Origin of the sequence: Sporanaerobacter acetigenes DSM 13106 (assembly GCF_900130025.1) — a bacterium.
Lineage (GTDB): Bacteria > Bacillota > Clostridia > Tissierellales > Sporanaerobacteraceae > Sporanaerobacter > Sporanaerobacter acetigenes.
On the sequence record NZ_FQXR01000004.1, the window covers coordinates 78,483 to 100,250 of the forward strand.

The following is a 21,768-nucleotide window of genomic DNA, read 5'->3' on the forward strand; positions in this document are numbered from 1 at the left end:
ATTTTGTCTCTGCACTGTTGGACTTTACTTCTTCCCTAAGTGATTTCAATTCTGCACTGTTAGATTGTAATTCAACTAATATGCTTTCTAGCAAATCTCTATCTGTCATTTGATTTTCCCCCCCAACTCACCATTTGTATTTTATTTATATTATTATATCATATTTAAGGTTTTCTTATTTATTTTTTTAACATACCATCCAATACTGTGCGACAGTGAGACTGCTGTCCCCTACTGTCGCATTTTAGCTGTCTCTCAGTGCTCTAGCTATTGTATCTTTACTTATTCCTATAATATTTGACATTTGTCTTGTTGATAAATTGACATTAGCATCTATTTCTCTTATTATTCTAGTTCGAATTTTCTTATCCTTTAATTCAGGCAAGTCTTCTAGTGTTAATTTGTAGCTTTTAAGTATTTGTTCAATTTTTTCTACTTGAAACTTTTCTACATCTTCTTCCTTTTCTTCTGCATCTTCTAAATCCATAAAAACTTTTTCACAGTCTAGCGCAGAAAATTTTTGAAATTCTTTTATGGCCCTAGACTTGTTTTCTGAAAAAATATTTAGTATGAATTCCGTTGATATGATTTCGTCTTCATTGTTAAGTTTGCCAATATAGGCGTTGTAGCTGCTCCATTCATAATCTGATGGTTCTTCTACAATAAGAGCTTTTATTGGATTGTTGTGTATGTATCTTATACAGGCCAATAGATAATCTTCGGATTCAATCCTTTCGCTTCTAAATCTATCTTGAAACAAATGTCCTACCCTTTCATACTTTTTGTTAAAATAGTATGAATAGCTAATACATATTCTTTTCATGGTTCTGGATATTGGATCTCTTTCTTCTTTTATTAGCAAATGCACATGGTTGTCCATTATGCAGTAACCATATAATGTATATTCCCCTTCTGAATTCATGTTCCCCAATATCTCTAGAAATTTCGCTTTGTCATCATGATTTAGGAATATATTCATTCTATTGACACCTCTTAGCATGACATGATATATTCCTGTGTTGGCCATGACTCGTGGCAATCTAGGCATGACAATTCACACTCCCTGATAAATATATATTTATTATATCCAATTTTCCCCTAAGTTTCACTAAGAAAATACCATTTATGTAAAAATTGCGACAGCGAGAACCGTCCCCGCTGTCGCAACCTGCCGTCCCCTACTGTCGCAATTCGTCTGTGTAAAAGCCATATACTCCATTTTGTTCAAGTTTCTTTTTAGTTTTTTTGTCATTTATAGTATGAGTATAAGTAAGAATTCCTTCCTTTTTTAAGAGATTTGGAAGAGTCCCTTCTGCTCTCTTTTCTGGCATCGTTATAGCAAATAGTTCATTTTCTCTCGCAAATTCTAATATTTCTTCATCTGAAACTTTGCTAGATAGATATAGTGTATATATTATGTTTTTATATCCCATATTGGCAATAGGTTCATATTCCTCCATATGATATATTTGAGGAATAATTCTATCTTGAATATGTGGATATTCTTCTTTTAATATTCGAAGCCCCTCTACATTATCTCCCTTTATATCAGTGACTATATAAGCATCGGGATGTTTTTCCATCCACTCTGCCAAAATATCTGGTGTCAGTTGTTGCCATCCATGAATCATTTTGAAATTGGCAAATTCATCATAAGAATATTGTTTTACAGGAACATTGAAAAATTTGTTTACAAATCCATCCCAACTGTGGAGACAAACCAATTTGTTGTCCGTAGTCCAAATAAAGTCTACTTCTAGAAGCCTAAGCCCTTTCTTATAGCTTTTATCTAGGGATTCTCTTGAATTTGTATAGGTAAGACCTCTAATTTTCCCTCCTGCATGAGCTACTAATTTGGTAGAATCCTTTCCCGATAAATGCGACAGAGAGAACCGTCCCCCTTGTCGCAAAACATAGTTGGATTTATTTATTTCTTCTATGGCTCTATTGTAGTTTTCTTTGCATTTTTCCAAATCTACTGGTTCTCTTGTGTCTAGGTAATAGGCACGACTGTGCTTGTACACTCCATCTCTAGACATGACAAATACCTTTTCATTATCTATAAAGGAACCTTTGAGCATATAAGTCTGTTGTGCTACAAAGCTATCTTCTGTATTCAATATGTCTTTTCCGAACATAACTCCCTTTTCATTTTTAACTCCCATGATATTCAGTATTGTTGGAAGAAAGTCTAATTGACAGCTGACCTTTGATACAGTTTCGTTTATCTCTTCTCCAGGTACATGAATGATAAGAGGTATATTCATCATGGAATCATAGTCATATTGATATCCTAGATAATCTGTCATTATTTTTTCATTTGCCTCATCCATACTGGATAATGCAAAATGATCTCCATATATTGCTATAACTGTATCATCATATAGTCCTTCTTTTTTTAAATCTTCTATGAACTCTCCTATGGCTTCGTCTGTATAATGTATGGCTTGAAGATAATTGCCAAACATGGTGTCTTTGTGTTCTGGTCTTAATTTTATTACATGATATTTTTCAGGCATAGTAAATGGCGTATGGCTAGATAATGTAATCATGAATGCATGAAATGGCTTTTCCATTTCCTTTAAATAAGGCAGGGATTGTTTGAAAAAGTCTTTATCATTTAATCCTAGAGCTATAACCTCTCCTACATTGTAATTCTCTTCGCTTATGAATCTTTCAAACCCTTGATTTGGATAGGCCGCACTTCTATTCCAAAATTCAGGCTTGTATCCATGAAGGACCCAAGAAGTATACCCATTGTCCCTAAGTATCCAAGGAAGTCCGCAAAAAGTAATGTCTTGATATTGAGTATAGGTAGGATCTTCCATAGATGGATACAAAGAATTGTTTGACACGAATTCTGCATCGGATGTGTTTCCTCTACCTAGAAGTTGATAATATCTATCGAAATAAATACTGCTATTATCTTTTATAAAGGAATTCAAATTTGGTGTGACTTCTTGTCCATCATAATATTCATTGATAACAAAGTTCTGTAATCCTTCTACTTGAATAACTAGGAGATTTTTACCCTTTCCTATACCAGTTAATTTTCCATTATCAACCATGGCCCTTTTTCTTAAATGGGCTAAATCTTCTTCTGTAAATTCCCCTTCTCCTTTGGCATCTTCACTTTTAAATAAACTGACAAAATCCTTAGCATGATAAGTGAAAAGTTCTTGTCTTCCAAGTACCGTTCCATATCCCCCAACGCTTAAAACAGTTATGACTATGGCTAATGTCAAAGCCAATAGGGAAGGAACGCCAATTCTAATCTTTTTTTCATACACTTTTGCACTTTTTTTGATTTTCTTCTTTTTCTTGCTTGAATATACACATAAAAATGGTATATCAACCAAGAACAGTAAATGTAGTGGATTTATAACAGCCCTCACACTATCCCCTACTTGAGCTACTGAACCAAGTTGTTTCAGCATTATGAGAGAGGGCAAGTTGTTGAAATAATGATAATACACTGCATCAGCAAACATAATAGCCGACATGATATTGTAGAAGGAAAAAGCTATTGATTGCTTTTTCTTATTTCTACTAAAATATATAAGTGTAAAAGCAAAAAGTGCGAAAAGAGCACTTACTGTAAATATTATGGCTTGATTATACTGTATTCCAGTCATTTTTATGAATAAGATTATTTTTAAAATAAACAATATAGTTAAAACCATTTTTTAACCTCCATTAGTTGCGCTGCCGCAGGGACATTTCATGTCCCCCTGGCGGCGATTTTGCGACAGCGAGAACCGTCCCTGCTGTCGCATTGATAATCGTTCTCACATCTTCTATATTACAACAAAAAAAATGTCAATTCAAGAACAATCCTTAATTTGTTTCTACTGTTGCATTAGTCCGTACTTTATTTTGATTCTATCGAGCTTTTCAAGCATAGGTTGGGATAATATGTATAAGAAGAATACTGTGGCAATTGCATGGACTATATTGAACCAAAATCCTGAAATATAAGTTGCTAATAGTGCTTTCCATGAAAATTTTGATGTGAACATTAGAAGGCTGCCAATATCAATAATTCCTCCATATATAAAAAACGTTGACAACCCTCCATAAACACATAAGGATAATCTAGTCTTTTTTAAGATTCCCTTTTGAAATAATATACCTGCTAAAAATCCAATTATGCCAAAACAAAACATTTGCCATGGTGTCCAAGGCCCTTGTCCAAAGAAAAAGTTGGATACAAAGCCTGTTAATGCTCCTACTAAAAACCCTGATTCTGGTCCTAATGATACTCCAGTAATAATGACAATAGCCACAACAGGCTTAAACTGAGGTAGCATAAAAAATGCTCCTCTGCCTGCTACTGCAATAGCAGTTAATACAGCAATAAGAACTAATTCTCTGGCCTGTGGTTTTCGCTTTTCAAATATCATAGCAAATGGAATCATAGTATAAATGATTATTAAAAGACTGATAAAATAATATTTTCTATCATCTAAAAAAAATACTCCAAAAAAAATAGTCAGTGGTATAGCTATTAAAATAATTATGGCTGAAACTAAAGTTCTACGACTTAAAGAATTGTCCTTTAACTGTTTTGTTGACATAATTCAATCACATCCTCTATGGTTACTGCCTTTGGATTGATATGACGAGCAATACGATTTGCAGATGTAGTATAAAAGCTATTACCAGCAAAAAATTCCTTTGTAGGTTTAGAGCTTATTATACTTCCATCAAAAACCATAGCACAAGTATCTCCATGTTTAGCACAAAACTCTATATCATGAGATACCATTACAACAGTAACTCCTTTATATGTTAAAGATTTAAGAATATCTGCTAACTTCTCTTTAAAGAAATTGTCTAAGCCCTTAGTTGGTTCATCTAATAATAGTATTTTAGGTTCTAATAGCAATACCTTCGCAAGAGCTGCCCTTTGTTGTTCTCCACCACTTAAATCATAGGGATGCATATCCATTAAATCCTCTAGTTCCGTAAGTTTAGCTATTTCTTTAACTTTCTTGGATTTTTCTTCTTTAGTAATTTTCATATCTGATAACATTTCAAGCAAATCTAGTTCTACAGTTTTCTTCACAAACAAACTTTGAGGATTTTGGGGTAATACCCCTAAGTTGTTGGTGTATTTTTCCTTAGTACTCATCTTTTTTAGATTTTTACCATTTATAAAGACCTTACCCCTATATGGAATTTGTATTCCGCTAATAATTGATAGCGTAGTGCTTTTCCCTGTTCCATTCCCTCCTACCATACAATAAAATTCTCCTTCTTTCACTTCTAAGGACATATCTTTAATAACATCAGGTGAATTTTTGTCGTATTTAAACCACACATCTTTTAGCATTATTGATACATTTCTATCTTTTTCTCTCGTTTTAATCATTGGAGGATTGACTTTAACTTCTTTTCCCTCCATAAATGAATCAATCCAATTTCTACCCTCATTCACAGTTATAGGGTAAGATAATTTGTTTTTTACTCCTGCATAAATTTGCATAGCTGATGTCATTGCTTTGAACATAGGATGGTTCTTGTTTTTTAAATCTTTACCAATGTGTTCGGGAGTACCTTCACTAATAATACACCCTTCATCCATGACAATAATCCTATCTGATATTGGAATTATTTCCTCTAGTCTATGTTCCGTCATTATAATAGTTGTACCTAATTCCCTATTAATCTTTTTTATCGTTTCTATAAAATCAGAAGCTGCAATGGGGTCCAATTGAGAAGTGGGTTCATCTAATATTAAAACAGAAGGCTGCATTGCCATTATCCCAGCTAAATTTAAGATTTGTTTTTGCCCTCCTGAAAGTTCAGTTACCTTCTTATGAAACCAACTATGAACACCAAAAAAACTTGCCATTTCTGCTACTCTAAGCCTGATTGTAGGATTGTCATACCCTAAACTTTCAAGACCAAAGGCTAATTCATGCCATACTTTATCAGTTACTATTTGATTGTCTGGATTTTGAAGTACATATCCAATTTTAGAAACTTGAGTAGAATGTTCTACTTCTTCTAAGGGTTGTCCAAAAAAATAAATTTCTCCTTCCTTTGCTCCATGAGGGGTAAGTATGGTTTTCAGTTGTCTAATTAAAGTACTCTTTCCTGAGCCTGATTTCCCACATATAGTGATGAATTCTCCAGTATTTATTGTAAGGTTTATATTGTTTAATGCTTTTGTTTTCATTAATGGATACGTAAAACTTAAATCCTTGATTCTATATATCTCCATTGAATTGCCTCCTGAACATTGATAATAACTGGTATTATACATAATACAAAATAGGATATATACACTAATATACTAAAACCTGTTATTTCAGTGATTTTTATTGATGGGAAAAATTTTATTGTGTTTACACCTTTAAATGCACCTAATAATATTATTGAAATTAATATGACTATAGTCGAAAAAACTACTTTGTCCCTATTATCAAATCGAAAAAGTGAAAAACTAGTTCTGCCAGGCAATCCATAACCTCTTGACCTCATGGAGTCAGCAGTTTCAATGGCATTCTCTAATGCCCATGTAATCATTATGGATAGTATTTTAATTCCATTTTTTGCCCTTCTAAATATATTGCCTTGTGATGCATCTCTTCCAATACACTTTTGAGCATTTGAAATCACCTTTATTTGTTCTACATATCTTGGGACAAATCTAAGTACCATAGAAAATACTAAAGATAATGATGGAATAATCCTCCCAAATAAATAAATCACTTTGTCTGATGTCATAACGGAATTGTATGATGAAAACCAGATTATAACGGTTATAAACATGGTTGCTGCAGCTATACCGTAAATTATAGACTCTAGTGTTACAGGATTTCCATTTTTAAAATAAAACAATATAGTAGCCCCTTCGTGATTAAATAGAGGATTAAGTATTGACATAAATATTAGCATTGGTAACATATGAGCAAAATTAAACTTTATCCCTTCTTTAGCCCCCTTTATAATAATTGAATAAGAAATAGCAGATATTAAGGATATCAATTGAAATACAGGATGCATAAAGAACATGCTAAATACTAACACAGCTGTAAAATAAGTAAAATTAACTATAGGATGTAAACTAGCAAAACTATCATATTTCATTGTTCTTCCCCTCCAAATATGGCTGACCCGCCACCTATATCACGTCCTAAATCACAAGTATAGATCCATTCGATTTCATCTCCATCTTTTAACATATATCTACTGCAGCCATAATTGGGGAACCAGCCATTAACCCTATACATCCAACCACTCAATTCCCCACAGTCAAATTCATATAAATTATTTATTCCTTCAATATAATGACTATTATAAATAGGTGTCATTTCAAATTCCATGTGTATATTGTTATCTTTCATTTCCCTTAACAATACATCAAATACCGATTCACCTTCATAAAATGTTACTGTTTGTTTGGGATAAATCACACCATCTTCTGGCAGTACTTCAATCTTGTCCATATTAAATAAGTCCATGTTGTTTAATATGGATTTACAAGTTACTGATAACGTTGCTGTTAATTCCTTGTCTTTGTTAATATTTGCATCTTGCCATTCTACAGGACTTGGCTTTCCTTCTGGAACAGGGTCAGTTAGATATTTATCTTTTTTGTCTTTGTTTTGGTTATCTCGAGCTATAATCTTATCTTTTTCAATTGATTTATCACTTTCAGCTTCTGTGTTTTCAATTTGTTCTGGACTTAAAGGCACTATTTCATCTCTTCCACTTAGAAAGAAAGAAATAATTAATATAGCTGCTATTATTATGGCTATTTTAATTTTTTTACTTTTCATTTTTACCACCTTATATCTTTAATCTCTTTTTACATCAAACATATTATAAAAACTATTTTTACCATCCTTATATCTTTTATATGCTACCAAACCATACATTCCTTGATCTGTTGCCATAGGATCTACTACACCTGCTTCTGCTCCACCATTTCCCTGTTGTCCTTCTTTTATATGCATAAATCCTCCTCCATCTGCATAGTAAGTCAACAGATTATCAATTAATGTATTGTCTCCTTTTACAAATCTTTCATCCTCTGGGTCAATCCCCAACTCTGTAAGTGCCATTATCACTTGTACTACAGATTCAGAGTTTTCACTGCCCCAGCTACTGTATCCACCAGTATCTAGCTGAATATTAGAAAGACAAGTTAAGGCTTTGTCAGTTGCTTCTTTTACTTTTGGTATGTCTTGATATTTAGATAATGCCTGTAATACCATTCCAGTCATATCTGGGTCTGCAGGAGTATCATCTCCCATTATAGAAAACCCTCCGTCAGGTAATTGTCTTTCTAAAATATAATCAATATACATTTCCCTAGTAGCTTGAATGTTTACTTTTGGATTTATAGGGATTTCATAACTATTTGAATCTAAGGCTATAAGAGCAAAAGTAGGACCATTTATCCCTTGAAATATTACTTTTTCATAATCCGCTAGGTATTCAAGCAAATTATATCCAGCTACATCCGTTGGATCTTTGCCAATAGCTGTTAATGCAAGAATAACTCTAGAATATTCTGTATACTTTCTCTCATGTAATACCCCTTTATTTTCTTTAACAGTATTTATTACATTATTATAATAATTCTCAAAGTATTCCTTATCTATATCTAAATCAGACCTTGCTAAAGACATTACCGTCCATTCTCCACCTAAAGAGGAAACTGTGGGATTGGGTATTGACTCAATCATAAAATCTGCTGTTTCTTTAATTTTTTCTTCTATTCCATCTTCTGTAGTTGACGAAGTTGTAGTACATGCTGCAAGTCCACAAGCAATAATTAATGTCAAAATAATTGATAATACTCGTTTCAATTTATAATTCATTTTTCCCTTCCTTTACCTTTTATTTTTCATTATTGGCATCTGTCATATCGTAAAAACTATTTTGATTATTTTTGAAACGTCTATAGGCAACAAGTCCATAATATCCTTGCTCTGTTGCTATAGGATCTAACTTTCCTGCCATTCCTCCACCATTGTTTTCTTCACCTTCACGTACATGCATAAAACCCCCGCCTTCTACATAAAACGTTAGGAGGTTTTCTATTAAGGTATTCCCTTCCTTTACAAATCTTTCATCCTCAGGATCTATTCCTAATTCAGTAAGTGCCATTATTACTTGTACTACAGATTCAGAGTTTTCGCTGCCCCAACTGTGATATCCACCATTGTCTAACTGCATATTAGATAAGCAATTTAAAGCTTTTTCAGTTGCTTCTTTTACTTTAGGTATATCTTGATATTTAGATAATGCTTGAAGTATCATTGCTGTCATATCTGGATCTGCACTATCTTCTGGACTTCTAGCTGAAAACTCAAATCCCCCATCATTTAATTGATGCTCTAATATGTGGTCAATATACATTTCACGTGTTCCTTGGATATTTGCATTTGGGTTATTTGGAATTTCATAGTTATTTGAATCTAGAGCTATAAGAGCAAATGTGGGACCATTTATTCCTTGAAATATTACTTTTTCATAATCTGCCATTGCCTCTAATAGATTGTATCCGCCAACATCAGTGGGATCTTTGCCCATTGCTGTTAAAGCTAAAATCGTCCTAGAGTATACTGTATATTTTCTTTCGTGTAGAACTCCATTATTTTCATTTAATACTTTGACTAAATTAGTATAGTAGTCTTCAAATATCTTTTGATCTACATTTTCTCCTGAGCGGGCTAAGGTCATTATTATCCAATAACCTTCTGGTGCCAAATCTATTGCATCATTCATTTCTTTTTCTAAGAATTGTGTAGTCTCTTGAATAGATGTTTCAACTCGTTGTTCTATATTATTTCCTGTTGCTTGCTTGGATTTACATCCTGTTAAAGTTAATATTAGTGCTAAAATTAAAGTATAAGAAATTATTTTATTGAATTTCATATGCTTTCCCATCAATCTTCACCGCCTATTATTACTTGATAATCTTCTAGATCAGAGTATTGTTCTATATATTGCCAAAGTTTTGTCGCAGGTTTGGGTTCTGATATTATAACTATTAGATTGTATTTTTTTATTTCATCTCCATCCCTCAATATAAATATAACAGGTCTATTTAGGTTTATTGATCTACCTGAAGCAGGACAAATATAACCTCTAGATATAGTTATAATAGGTGTTACATTGGTTAAATCAAGTTCATATGGGAGTTCAATAAATATTCTTCCATTAATATTATCTATCTGACCTTCTTGTGTACCTATTTTAAAAGATTCAATGTTTAATTGCTTTTCTTTGTTAGGTTTTTTATCTTCTTCTGGATCTTTTGATGGAAGGTTGCTGGAAGATTTATCTTCAACAAACTTTACATTATATAGGTTCACTTTTCCATCTTCATCTACTAATACATAGTCTTTTAAATAATCATCTAAAGAATTTTTGAGATTTCCTGTATGATTTGGATTAGGGTCTATGGATTCATAATATTTTCCCTTAATTACTGGGGTTTTGTTTTTATTTTCTTCAATAAATTCTTCTTTTGAAACTCCTTTTGGAAGTGTAAAAACTATAGAGTGTCCATCAATTTTTGCCTTATGCTCTCCAATGCTAAATTCCTTTATTTTGCTATACCCCTCTGCTTCAGTGTAGTCTGTTAATATAGTGTATTCGACTTTTCTATTTCCTTCTTCTGAGCTTAATATGAACTTTGTACCTTCCTTTTTAGAAAAATCTATTGGAAGATTAATATCTGGTTGTACTTTTACATTTTTATCTATAGATTGTATTACAGCTATATTGGGTTTGATGTTGTCTGTATATACTCCAAAAGGTAATACTATTTTTACTTCATTTTTTAGTTTGTCTATTTTTCCTTCAACTCCCCTTAGCATGAATTTATTAAACCAACTACTCCCATTTACAATATTGATTGTATAGTCTATGGTTGTCCCATCTTTATGCTTTATAGTGTATATAACCTCATCTTTTGTAAAATCCATTGTTCCTTCCATATTTTCATTAAGTGTGTAATCACTTCCCAACTCTATTTTAGGCTTTACATTCTTTAGCTTTTGTATTGAAACAGGATTTTCCATGATTATGGTTATAGTGTTGGTTTTATGGCTTATTTCACCTTTTTGACCTAGTAATTCAAAGGATATAATTGGTTCTTCGGCAGTATCACTCTTTCCAAAATTAAAAGGCACTCCATCATACCACAGAGAATAAGGCTTTTTGCCTCCATTTTCTATGAAGTTTATATAGCATTGAAGTGCATACATCCCTTGCTCAGTTCCTATGCCATTATACCTATTATCTGTATGACCAAAACCATCATGATTGTTTGTAGTAAACCTGTTGACCCAATTGAATATCATATTGTCATTAGTACCTCTAGAAAATCTATAGTCTGTAAAGGGGTCTATTCCCATATTACACAGAGCAATTATTACATGAGCTGTAGATTCGCTATTAGGGGCCCCCCATGAATTGAAGATAAAATCTTCACCCATTGGCTCTACCTTGTTTGCTGTTTTGTGTCCCTGAAACAAATCCAACCCATGTTCTAATTTGTCTTTAACTCTTTCTCCATATATAGGGTCATTTCGATATGGGTATATGGACTGCATAAGCATTGCTACCATATCTACTGCAAATCCATCTGAACCATATTCGTGATTTAATATCTTTTCTAATAATTTTTCCCTTGTTGAATTAGCATCAGAAGGAGTTGAATAATTCCCCATGTCTAAGGCAATTAATCCCCATGTACAAAAGTTGATTCCTCCTGGATTAGAATCATATATAAATTTCACTAAATTAGTTGCATCTTTTCCATCTCTTGTTCTAAAAGGCTTATCATCTATTTCAAAAGGTTTAAGATTACTAGCATCTATTCCCATTGCAGTAAGTGCAATTACTGTACCTGCTACAGTTCCCCCCATCCCTGCTATGGATCTGCTATCTAATCCTCCAATTGTCCCATAGAAGTCTAAACCTTCTGGTAAATCCTCTATTGTCTTTCTATATCCACCCTTTATTCCATTGTTCATTCCTTCGTAGAATCCAATATTTGCCCATTCCCATTGACTGTTAGCACTTGTTTTATAGCGATGATATATATTATCTCTAAGCTGTTTTAGCTCTGATATGTATTCTTCCTCTGATACACCTATTGCAAAACTGGATGTTAGACTACTAAATGCTATTATAATAGCTAATAAAAGTATACAATGCTGCATTGCATTAGTTTTTCTCTTCATTTATAGCCTCCTTTATAGGTTGAAACAATCCATATTTATACTTTACACGATCTATCTTTTCTATCATTGGTTGGGAGATTAAGTATAAGAACAAAACTGTACCACTAGCGTGAACTAAATCATAAGTAATTCCTGATATATAATAGGCAATTATTAATTCCAATGTAACATAGGATTGCCACATAATAAGAGCAGCAGGATTCATTATTCCACCATAGACAAAAAATGTGGCTAATCCTCCAAATATGCAAAGTGACTTTTTGTTTTCCTTAATAATCCCTTTTTGATGAAATACACCAGACAAAAACCCAATTGTTCCTAAAGCAAACATTTGCCAAGGTGTCCATGGACCTTGTCCAAAGAAAAAATTAGATACAAACATAATCATGGCTCCAATTAAGAAACCTTCTTCCGGACCAAGTGTTATACCTGAAATTATTGTAATTGCATCTATTGGAGCAAATGGTCTTATCATAAATGTAGCACTTCTACCTGCTACACCTATTGCCGATAAAACTGAGATTACCATAAGCTCTCTAGCTTGTGGTTTTCTTTTTTCAAACTTAATAATAAGCGGAATCATGGTATAAAATAGGATCAATAGGCTTATGAAATAATATTTCCTATCGTTGAATATATAAAACCCTACAAAAATTGTAGCTGGAATGAGTACAATAATTATAAATACATCAATTAATATGCTTTTGGAATATTTCATATCCTTATTTTCACCCTTTTTATAGTTAATATAGAATCAATCAAAAAGGCTTAAATGCAAAGCCTTTTTGATTTCTGAAAAACATTACTAATTATTTTTTGTAAATTATGCCGTATATACCTCCCGATACTTGTTCTACATATACACGTTCGTTTACTACTGACCATTTTTCTGGGCTTAAATCTTCAAATTTTTGTTTCATATAATTAAATTTGACAACTCTTATATATTCTGATGGCAATTTTTTGTCTAATTTCATTTCAAAAGAAAGACCTGCTTTAGTGGAATTAGTTTCTATTTCAAAAAGCTTTCCTGCACCTTTTGTCTTTGCCCAAATATATTGAATGTCATTATTTCGTTCGCTTGGAGCTGGTCTAATGTTTATAATCACTCCATCTGCACTGTCCATAAATGGAAAAATCTTTACCCTCACTAAATTGGTGCTGTATTTTAGATAGTCAAATCCCAATTCATTGAGTTCAGTTAATACCCCTGATGGTATATTGATTTGATTTTTTATAAAATCACCTTTGTCTTTAGAATTCTGTTTTACTTCCATATGGTCTGAAAATTGCTTAATAGATACATCTCTTCTTATTCCTCCGCTTTGGGCTGTAATTTTTCCTGCTTTATTTAATGCAGCAGCTTTAACTTCTTTGCTGGTTAGCGATGGTGATTTTTCTTCTTCTAATCTCTTCTTTTTAATTTCTTGGGATATTTCATACCAGTCTTTGTCATCCTTAGATTTACCTTTTGTTTTTCCCGACAATGGTTTGTACCAATCTTCATAATAAGTCTGTCTATCATATCTGTCCCGTCCTCGTGGCATATCAACATAGACTTTATAGGTTTTGGAATTATAATCTCTGCCTGTAATTGTGTAGTATACAGTCCTATTAAAATCCTGTGGTTTGCTAATACTTGGGTAAATCTCATCTCCATCATAGCTGATATCTGGAACTAAATAATCTAAGTCTATATTAAATGGCAAATATATATCTATGGTTTCCCTATCATGATTAATAACTCCCGGTATACCTGCCAAGCTGAATTTGTTGATTCTTGCATCTTTCTTTTCACTTGGTTTTGGAGTTGGACTATCTGATTTTTCCCATTTGGCGAATAAAGTTATATTTTTCGTTATAGGTGTATTGAAGTCAAATACTCTTGTAAGACTTGAATCTTCATACCAACCAATAAATTTATAATCTGATTTAGTAGGATCAGCTGGTCTATATACTTTTTCGTTTGCTTTTAAAATTTGTGGATTTACACTACTTCCACCATTGGAGTTAAATGTTATGGTATATTCATCTTCCACTGGTGGGGTTGGCTCTGTTGCTTCCAATATTTCTATAGTATAGTCTACAGAATTATCATCTTTGTATATGGTGAATTTTTTAGATTGTCCAGCCATAATACTATTGGATATATTTCCAGCAGCCCATTCTTCTATTGGACCATCATATCCTCTGTCTTGGGCGAGGTTGGCTCCTTTTGTACCAGTTATTTTCAATATATGATTGCCTTCAATAATGGACTCATCATATCCCTCTGGAAGTTCTAAAGTTATATTTTTACCTTTTATAACTCCTTTGGATATTACTTTTCCTTCTTTTATTAATTCTACGGAAGTTATTTCAAGGATTTCTTGTATTGGTTCATTGGGTTCTTCTTCCCATTTTGCATATAGGGTTATATTTTCTGTTATCTCTGTATTAAAATCAAATTTCTCTGTTAAACCTTCATCACTATACCAGCCTATAAACTTATATCCTTCTCTTGTTGGGTCCGTTGGTTTTGTAAGTTTTTGTCCTTCTTCTACTTCTGTAGGTGGTATATTGCTTCCACCGTTGGTATTGAAGGTTATGGTATGTTTTTGTTTTTCTACTGTTTTGTCTTTTACTTTTATATTAACATCAACTTCTTTATCTTCTAATTTCCATTCTATGATAGCTTTGACAATATACTCTCCTGCTTGTGACAAGTCTACAGTTTCCTGTTTCCATTCCTTCACATCTACTTCTACAATATCTTTGTCTGTTGTATTAATTGTAATTTTGTCAGGTAATTGAGAATCTACTTCTATTTCAATATTTTCTATAGTGTCTATGAATAATTCTCTCCATTTATTGTATAACGGGTAACTTGAACCTGTCATCTCATTTTCGCCTAATTCTTGTGGAGTTTTAAATTTTTTCCCTGCATTAAGATCCAACGGATCTGAGTAAGAAGCATTACTATACCAACCAGCAGAAATGTATCCTGATCTCTTTGGTGTTTCTTCAGGTTCTAGAATTAATTCTCCTTTTTTTATATCTATAGAATTTAATGTAGTATATACATAACCATTCCCAGATTTTTTAAAATTGTCATCTACTAAAAACCTTACTGTATTTCCTGGTATTACCTCCAATTCATACTGAATTTCTTCATCATACCCTTTTATACCACCATTAGCTGTAAACTTTCCATGTTTATAAAAACATATCGCGCCTTTTTGTACCTCATAGCTACGATCTTCTGACAATTCTTTATCTTTCCATTTTGCATCTAATTCTACAACATTTTCCTTCTCTCCATCAAATATCTTTACTTCAACGGTTTTTGGTAAAGTATGTGATTTTCCAGAGCCTGTAAAAAAGTTACTATTTATCAAGGATGCCTTTTGTGTCAATTCTTTAAAACCTCTTATTTCCTTCACATTTAAATATAGTTTAGCTTCCTTTTCAAAAAATCTAGGATCTCTTAATCTCCCTTTGATAATATGTTCTCCTGAAGCTATACTCTCCAAATCTACTGCTCCCCAATCCACTGCTATTGCAACTTTTTCATCACTATCTTTGAATTTAACTTCTACTGTTTTTGGGAAAACATCAGATACATCTGTATATCCCTTTATATATTCTTTATGAATATCTTGAATTGTATCTATTTCCTTTTGCTCTCCTTCATTTATAGATTTAAAAATTGCCCTTGCTCTAAACCTTTTTATATGTCCCTCTCCTTTGTTTTGCATAGCTTGTAATTCAGTTTTTATATAAGGACTTTTAATTTCACAAAATACTCCTGACTCTGGATTGAGATATTGTGGTTCTATACCCCACTCAGTTTCCATATCCATAGCTGGTGTTATTATCTGCCATTTCTCAAATTCATAATCTTCTTTAGGTATAGCAATTAATTCTACAGTATCACTTTCTTTTACAAATATTGAACTATATGCTAGAATAATATCTTCATTTAGTGACGATGAAAACTTTTCTTTTAACTTCCCATCTTTATCTTTTAATATAATATAGGCTTCACCCATTGTATCGTCTAATTTATGAGTATAATCATTATTTATATTATTTTTTAATAACCTTATTCTATCTTTATATTCTTCTGTTTCCATAGAGTATTCCATCATATTAATAGATCTTTTTGTCATTGTTGATAAATCTGTGGTTTTTAATTCCTCTTTTAATTCTATTTCCACTGAAGTATATTCATCGTATTTGGCTTCTAAATTAATATATCTCTTATTTTCTGGTAATTCTTTAAGCTCTTCTATCAATTTTTCTGTTAATGTGAATTGTAAATTTTCATCTGTCTTTTTACCACTAAAATATTTTTCAAAATTACTCTCTAAATCATCTATATAATTGGTTTCTAATTTCCATTCTTTAAATTTAGTCCTTGTTCCATCTTTGGCTTGGATATTATATGGTTTTCCTGGTTCTAATTCTACTCTCTGTTCACCTAACAATTTGTCATCTACTAAAATGCCAACTTCTATTTCTTTGTCTACATTTTTATTATTTGAATTTGCACTAATTATAATTTCAAATTTTATATCTTCTTCATCATCTCCTTTGAACTCAACTACTTCCCATGGAAGAGTAAAACTTTGACCGTTTGTTGTTGTAAAAGTGAATTCTGGGGGAGTATCTTTGGAGAAAAATGCCGTTTGCTCATCCCAACCTTCTACATATGCCCCTATTTCACTAAAATTTATACCTTTCCCCCATTCTTCTGCTTTTGCCTTAAAATCTTTTACACCTTTTATAGAAGTAAATCCCCAGTCTTCATTTTCTGGTATAGATATTGGATTATTCACCATTATATCTTCTATATTCTCAGTTTCAATAATTAGCTTGTTTTCATCTATATTTTTATTAGCCTCTTCCCAATTCCAAAAACTCTCGACATAATCTTTACTTACCTCTAAAATAATTTTCCCATCTTCTATCTTATATCCCTTAAACCACGATTCTTTTTCTCCTTTGTTATCAATAATGTTTATATTTTTTATATAATCATTAGGATCTATAGAATCAGCAAATACATTTTCAGTATTTCTTCCACTTAAAATAATCATAAGCACCATAACAAAACTTAAAAACAGTTTTAATATTTTTTTATTCACATATCTTCCTCCTTTTCTTTAGCTAATATACAACTTGATAATCTTCTGTTTCATTATATTCCTCTAAATATTTCCATAGTTTTGTAGCAGGTTTTGGTTCTAAAACCCTAATAATCAGAGTATACACTTTGGTTTCTTTCCCATTTGATAAAATAAACTTATTAGAATATCTTAAATCCAATGGTTGTCCTAAATTTGGATATATACTGCTACCTTTGGATATTTCAATTATTGGATATATATTGCTTAAATCCAATTCATAAGGAAGTTCTATATAAATTCTTCCAGCATTGTTATCCACTTCTCCTTCTATACCTTTTATTTTGAAGGATTCTATCTCCATTTCTTCTTTGTTTTTATTTTTATCTTCTCCATTTGTGGGATCTTCTCCACCTGAATCAATTATTTTTATAGTATATAGATTTACATTTCCATCTTCATCAGTTAGTACATAGTCTTTGTAATAGTCCTTTAAAGAATTATTACTCTTTTTAGGATCTGGATCTATAGTTTTTGCGTCCACCTTAATATCAGGAACTAAATCTTTAATATCGCCTTCAGCTATGTCTTTTGGAAGTTTAAGTTCTATAGTATTTCCTTTTATATTGGTTTCAACACCAGGTACAGAAAATTTCTCAATCTTACTATTTCCTGAAGGAGATACATATTCTATATTTAAATCATATTCTATGGGGCCTTCTGGTGGTAGTGGATATGGATTGATTTGTACCTTTTTTCTTTTACTAAAATCAGCCAACTCTTTTAGTCCAGGGCTTATGGAAGTAGTACTATCCTTTGGTTCAAACTCCGCATTATTTAATGAAACTTCCTCTAAATAAGTTCCAAAGGGAAGTTTTAAATCAATACATTGTTCCTTTACATCTATTTTCCCCTCTACTCCCCTTAATACAAATTTAGTAAACCAAAATGGTGCTTCTTTTTTTATATTAACTGATACTTTATATTTTCTTGTAGTTCCATCTTCTGCTGTTACTGTATATACAACTGCTCCTTTTGTGAAATCTTGCGGTTCAGTTTCATCTGGGGATATACTTATCCCTTGGTGAGAGAAGGATACTTTAAGTTTTTTTAATTTTTCTTCATCAGTACCAATTGGAAGTTCTATATTTACAATTCCTTTTTGATTGTCTATTTCAAACTTAGCATCTGAAAATCCTATTATTTTGCCGCCTAATACATCTTTTTTACTGCTCTTTATTCCCTCTTTCCTTTCTATTTTGATTTTGTATTTTTTTGTAGTTATTCCATCTTCCGCTATTACTGTATACTCTACATCTTTAGTAAAATCCTGTTTTTCTCCTACTATCGGAGATATAGTTGCCCCTTTAGGTATTTCTATTAAAGGTGCTTTATCTCTTAATTCTTCATCTAATGTCTCTTTTGGAAGTTCTATTGTGATAATTCCTGCTTCATGGTCTATAATACCTTCTTTGCCTAGTAGTTCAAAACTATTAATTTTTGCATCTTTGCTAAATTCTTTGGTAAATCTAAAGGTAACCCCATCTTTATATAGTGAATAGGGTTTGCCGCCATTTTCTACAAAGTTGATATACCATTGTAACGCATACATTCCCTCATAAGTCCCAATAAAATTGTAATTCTTGTTGGTATGACCAAAGCCATCTAAATCCTTAGTTGCAAATCTATCTATCCAATTGACTATCATATTGTCTTTAGGTCCTCTAGAAAATCTATAATCAGAATAAGGATCTATTCCCATGGAACATAATGCTATTATGACTTGGGCTGTGGATTCACTATTTACAGCTCCCCAAGATATACCTAAAAAATCTTTATCAAGAGGTTCTACTTTTGTAGCTGATTTGCTTCCTAAAAATAGTTCTATACCATGATCTAGTTTTTTCTTTACTTCCTCTCCATAGACAGGATGATTTTGGTAAGGATACAAGCCCTGCATAAGCATAGCTACCATATCTATTCCAAATTCATCAGAGCCATATTCATGACTTAACAAAATCTTTACCAGATCATCTCTGGAAAGATTAGCAGTTCCCGGAATGGAGTATTCTCCCATATCTAATGCTATTAAAGCAAATATAGGTCCATTAATTCCTCCACCAGAGGCATTATATAGTGGCTCTGTCATATCCACTATTTCTTTTCCTCCTGGCCTTCCATAGTCTGTTCTAAAGGGTTTACCATCGATTTGAAATGGCTCTAAATTAGAAGCATCTATTCCCATAGCCGTTAAAGTCATAGTAAATCTAGCGAAATCTGTTGTTTTCCCAGCAGACAACTCCCCAATTTCATTATACATATCAAATTTTTCTGGTAAATTCTCTGCTGTTTTTCTTATTCCATTAGGATTTCCATTGTTTTTCCCTTCATAAAATCCTATATTCATCCATTCCCAGTCTTCTGATGTTGATTCTTCTTTATACTTGTCGTATATATTATCCCTCAGCTTTTTAAGCATAGCCATATACTCTTCATCTGGACCTACTATTTCTTCCTGACTGTGTTTTATATTTACTTTATATGTTCTTTTATCTCCATTTTGAGCAGTTACTACATAGTCAATTGGTCCTTTTGAAAAGTCCACTCCTTCTGAACTAGCAGGCTGTATCTTTGCCTTTGGTGAAATTTCTATAAAGGGCTTTACGTTTTTTAAATCTACTGAAAATGGAACTTCTACTGTAATGCTATCCCCTTCTATTTTTCCCTCTATGGTACCTACCCTAAAGGATAGGATCTCATTTTCTGAAGAGGCTTCACCTCTTTTTATAAAAGCTGTATATTTTCTTGTATCTCCAGATTCTGAAGTTACAGTATATATTACTGGATTGCTAAAATCTTTTTCTTCATATAAGCCCGGTTTGATGGTAGCTCTATAGTCTATTTTAATATCTGTTTTTAATTTGCTTATATCTGTATCAAAAGGTACAGCTATTTCTATTTCATTTTTTTCATTATCTATATTTGCACTATAACTAACACCATCTATTTCCACTCTAAAATCTAGAATTTCATTATTGGCAGATTTTTTACTATCTACTTTAAAGTCATATATTTTTTCAACCCCGCCATCCTTTATCTTAATCTTATCTATATTACTACAATTTTTAATTTTATTTCCTTCAATTTTAATTTTCTGATTGTCTTTAGTTATTACAAAGGCTTCATTCCCTGTATGATAAAAATCTAATTCTATCTCATCTAAATCAACATAGAAGGGTATATTTAGCTCTATTTTGTTTTCAGATACAATGGCATCAATTTTTTCTCCATATTGACTTATATATTTTAGAGAATTCACATCTAATCTATTGGCAGTGTCTTCTTTGAATACTTTTACTATCCACTCTTCTATTAAATTATCGTATTTAGGCATATCTTTATAATTATGATATGCAATATCTATTGGTTGGACTGTATATTTGGCTTCTTCTCCTATTTTAAGCTCTCCAGATTTATAATCAGCTATGACCCAATCTGGAGTTTCTATTTCTACATTTTCCTTATTTAAAACTATTCCTTCTGGTATATATAGCTCTATGGTTTTATTATCTTTGTTTATAATTCCCTTATATCCATCTACTTTAAACTCTAGTATTTCTGCTTTATTTATTCTATGACTTTCTATATATTTAGGAATTTCGTCCATTATAGAAATTAGGGTTTCTACTTGATTTTCATTTAAATTACCTCTAAACTCATCCTTTTGTCCTCCAACCAGCACCCAATCCCATTCTTCCATAGCACTTTTAAGAAAAAACAAATGAGTAGAATGATAGTCTCCTGCTTTATTAGGAGTTCCCTGTCTTTTTATGGTGTTATATAAAGATTGTAAGGTATTTTTCTTTTCCCTATATAAACTTAATAATTCTTTTGTTCTTTCTTTTGGTATAGTTTCATTACTACCCTCTGCTATCATCCATACAGGGAAAGTATCCATTTTTTTACGATTATCATAGCTAATTCTATACTCGTGTTTTATAGGAAGTGAATAATCATGCTTTTCCCCATCTAAATATAGTTCTCCTGCTTCTTTTTTTGTAATTCCCGCCGCTGGATAAGAGCTACTTTTGACCATATCTATTTTAGCTTTGTTGTTGCCTTTTACCGGTATCCTTAAAGGAATTAATATAGAGTGAAATTTTCGAACATCTCCTATTAAGTTTGTATAATCACCACCACTAAAATATTCATAGGATTTAATCTCCTCAAATTTATATGCCCACCACTCACGAACTTCTATGGTTGGTTCGGCATGAGATATATTTATTAAACTAGAACTAAAGTTTAATAATATTGCTAAAATCAGAGTAAATATAATGTTTTTTTGAAAATCTATTTTTTTCATATTTACCTCCTTTACTCCACTTGATAATTTATTATAATTTAAAATATCTTAATATTATGTATTATATAAATTAGTAAAT

The 21,768-nt window shown here is 32.0% G+C and carries 12 protein-coding genes; all 12 read right to left on the reverse strand.

The window, feature by feature from the left end:
* Positions 1-244: 244 nt before the first annotated feature.
* Positions 245-1,048 carry a transposase gene (locus BUA21_RS04405; protein WP_072743517.1) on the reverse strand — a complete coding sequence of 268 codons (804 nt, stop codon included), beginning with the start codon at positions 1,046-1,048 and terminating at the stop codon, positions 245-247.
* Between the two features lie 130 nt (positions 1,049-1,178).
* Positions 1,179-3,683 carry a sulfatase-like hydrolase/transferase gene (locus BUA21_RS04410; protein WP_072743518.1) on the reverse strand — a complete coding sequence of 835 codons (2,505 nt, stop codon included), beginning with the start codon at positions 3,681-3,683 and terminating at the stop codon, positions 1,179-1,181.
* 165 nt (positions 3,684-3,848) lie between these two features.
* A complete protein-coding gene (locus BUA21_RS14885) occupies positions 3,849-4,577 on the reverse strand; it encodes an ECF transporter S component (RefSeq protein ID WP_072743520.1) in 729 nt (242 codons plus the stop codon).
* The gene (locus BUA21_RS04420; protein WP_072743521.1) at positions 4,559-6,229 is read right to left on the reverse strand and encodes an ABC transporter ATP-binding protein; all 1,671 of its coding nucleotides are present in this window, start codon (positions 6,227-6,229) and stop codon (positions 4,559-4,561) included. The genes BUA21_RS14885 and BUA21_RS04420 overlap by 19 nt, the downstream gene beginning before the upstream one ends.
* Positions 6,202-7,098: an energy-coupling factor transporter transmembrane component T gene (locus BUA21_RS04425; RefSeq protein WP_072743523.1), complete on the reverse strand. Its 897-nt coding sequence runs from the start codon at positions 7,096-7,098 to the stop codon at positions 6,202-6,204. The genes BUA21_RS04420 and BUA21_RS04425 overlap by 28 nt, the downstream gene beginning before the upstream one ends.
* Positions 7,095-7,790, reverse strand: coding sequence for a DUF4430 domain-containing protein (locus BUA21_RS04430; RefSeq protein WP_072743525.1), 696 nt, complete (start codon positions 7,788-7,790; stop codon positions 7,095-7,097). The genes BUA21_RS04425 and BUA21_RS04430 overlap by 4 nt, the downstream gene beginning before the upstream one ends.
* 18 nt (positions 7,791-7,808) lie before the next feature.
* Complete coding sequence (locus BUA21_RS04435; RefSeq protein ID WP_072743527.1) at positions 7,809-8,837, reverse strand: prenyltransferase/squalene oxidase repeat-containing protein; 1,029 nt, start codon at positions 8,835-8,837, stop codon at positions 7,809-7,811.
* Positions 8,838-8,856: 19 nt separating this feature from the next.
* Complete coding sequence (locus BUA21_RS04440; protein WP_143147129.1) at positions 8,857-9,897, reverse strand: prenyltransferase/squalene oxidase repeat-containing protein; 1,041 nt, start codon at positions 9,895-9,897, stop codon at positions 8,857-8,859.
* A gap of 11 nt (positions 9,898-9,908) precedes the next feature.
* Positions 9,909-12,215, reverse strand: coding sequence for a hypothetical protein (locus tag BUA21_RS04445; protein WP_072743530.1), 2,307 nt, complete (start codon positions 12,213-12,215; stop codon positions 9,909-9,911).
* The gene (locus BUA21_RS04450) at positions 12,199-12,798 is read right to left on the reverse strand and encodes an ECF transporter S component (protein ID WP_200796513.1); all 600 of its coding nucleotides are present in this window, start codon (positions 12,796-12,798) and stop codon (positions 12,199-12,201) included. The genes BUA21_RS04445 and BUA21_RS04450 overlap by 17 nt, the downstream gene beginning before the upstream one ends.
* A 226-nt stretch (positions 12,799-13,024) precedes the next feature.
* A complete protein-coding gene (locus BUA21_RS04455; protein WP_072743533.1) occupies positions 13,025-17,344 on the reverse strand; it encodes an InlB B-repeat-containing protein in 4,320 nt (1,439 codons plus the stop codon).
* 22 nt (positions 17,345-17,366) lie between these two features.
* On the reverse strand, positions 17,367-21,689 hold the full coding sequence (locus BUA21_RS04460; RefSeq protein WP_072743535.1) for a DUF6242 domain-containing protein: 4,323 nt from the start codon (positions 21,687-21,689) through the stop codon (positions 17,367-17,369).
* Positions 21,690-21,768 lie beyond the last annotated feature (79 nt).

Excerpts from the sequence above, each read along its gene's own strand:
- BUA21_RS04410 (WP_072743518.1), bottom strand. The coding sequence starts at position 3,683 with ATGGTTTTAACTATATTGTTTATTTTAAAAATAATCTTATTCATAAAA.
- BUA21_RS04425 (WP_072743523.1), bottom strand. The coding sequence starts at position 7,098 with ATGAAATATGATAGTTTTGCTAGTTTACATCCTATAGTTAATTTTACT.
- BUA21_RS04435 (WP_072743527.1), bottom strand. The coding sequence starts at position 8,837 with ATGAATTATAAATTGAAACGAGTATTATCAATTATTTTGACATTAATT.
- BUA21_RS04430 (WP_072743525.1), bottom strand. The coding sequence starts at position 7,790 with ATGAAAAGTAAAAAAATTAAAATAGCCATAATAATAGCAGCTATATTA.
- BUA21_RS04445 (WP_072743530.1), bottom strand. The coding sequence starts at position 12,215 with ATGAAGAGAAAAACTAATGCAATGCAGCATTGTATACTTTTATTAGCT.
- BUA21_RS04405 (WP_072743517.1), bottom strand. The coding sequence starts at position 1,048 with ATGCCTAGATTGCCACGAGTCATGGCCAACACAGGAATATATCATGTC.
- BUA21_RS04420 (WP_072743521.1), bottom strand. The coding sequence starts at position 6,229 with ATGGAGATATATAGAATCAAGGATTTAAGTTTTACGTATCCATTAATG.
- BUA21_RS14885 (WP_072743520.1), bottom strand. The coding sequence starts at position 4,577 with ATGTCAACAAAACAGTTAAAGGACAATTCTTTAAGTCGTAGAACTTTA.
- BUA21_RS04450 (WP_200796513.1), bottom strand. The coding sequence starts at position 12,798 with ATGATTCCGCTTATTATTAAGTTTGAAAAAAGAAAACCACAAGCTAGA.
- BUA21_RS04460 (WP_072743535.1), bottom strand. The coding sequence starts at position 21,689 with ATGAAAAAAATAGATTTTCAAAAAAACATTATATTTACTCTGATTTTA.
- BUA21_RS04440 (WP_143147129.1), bottom strand. The coding sequence starts at position 9,897 with ATGAAATTCAATAAAATAATTTCTTATACTTTAATTTTAGCACTAATA.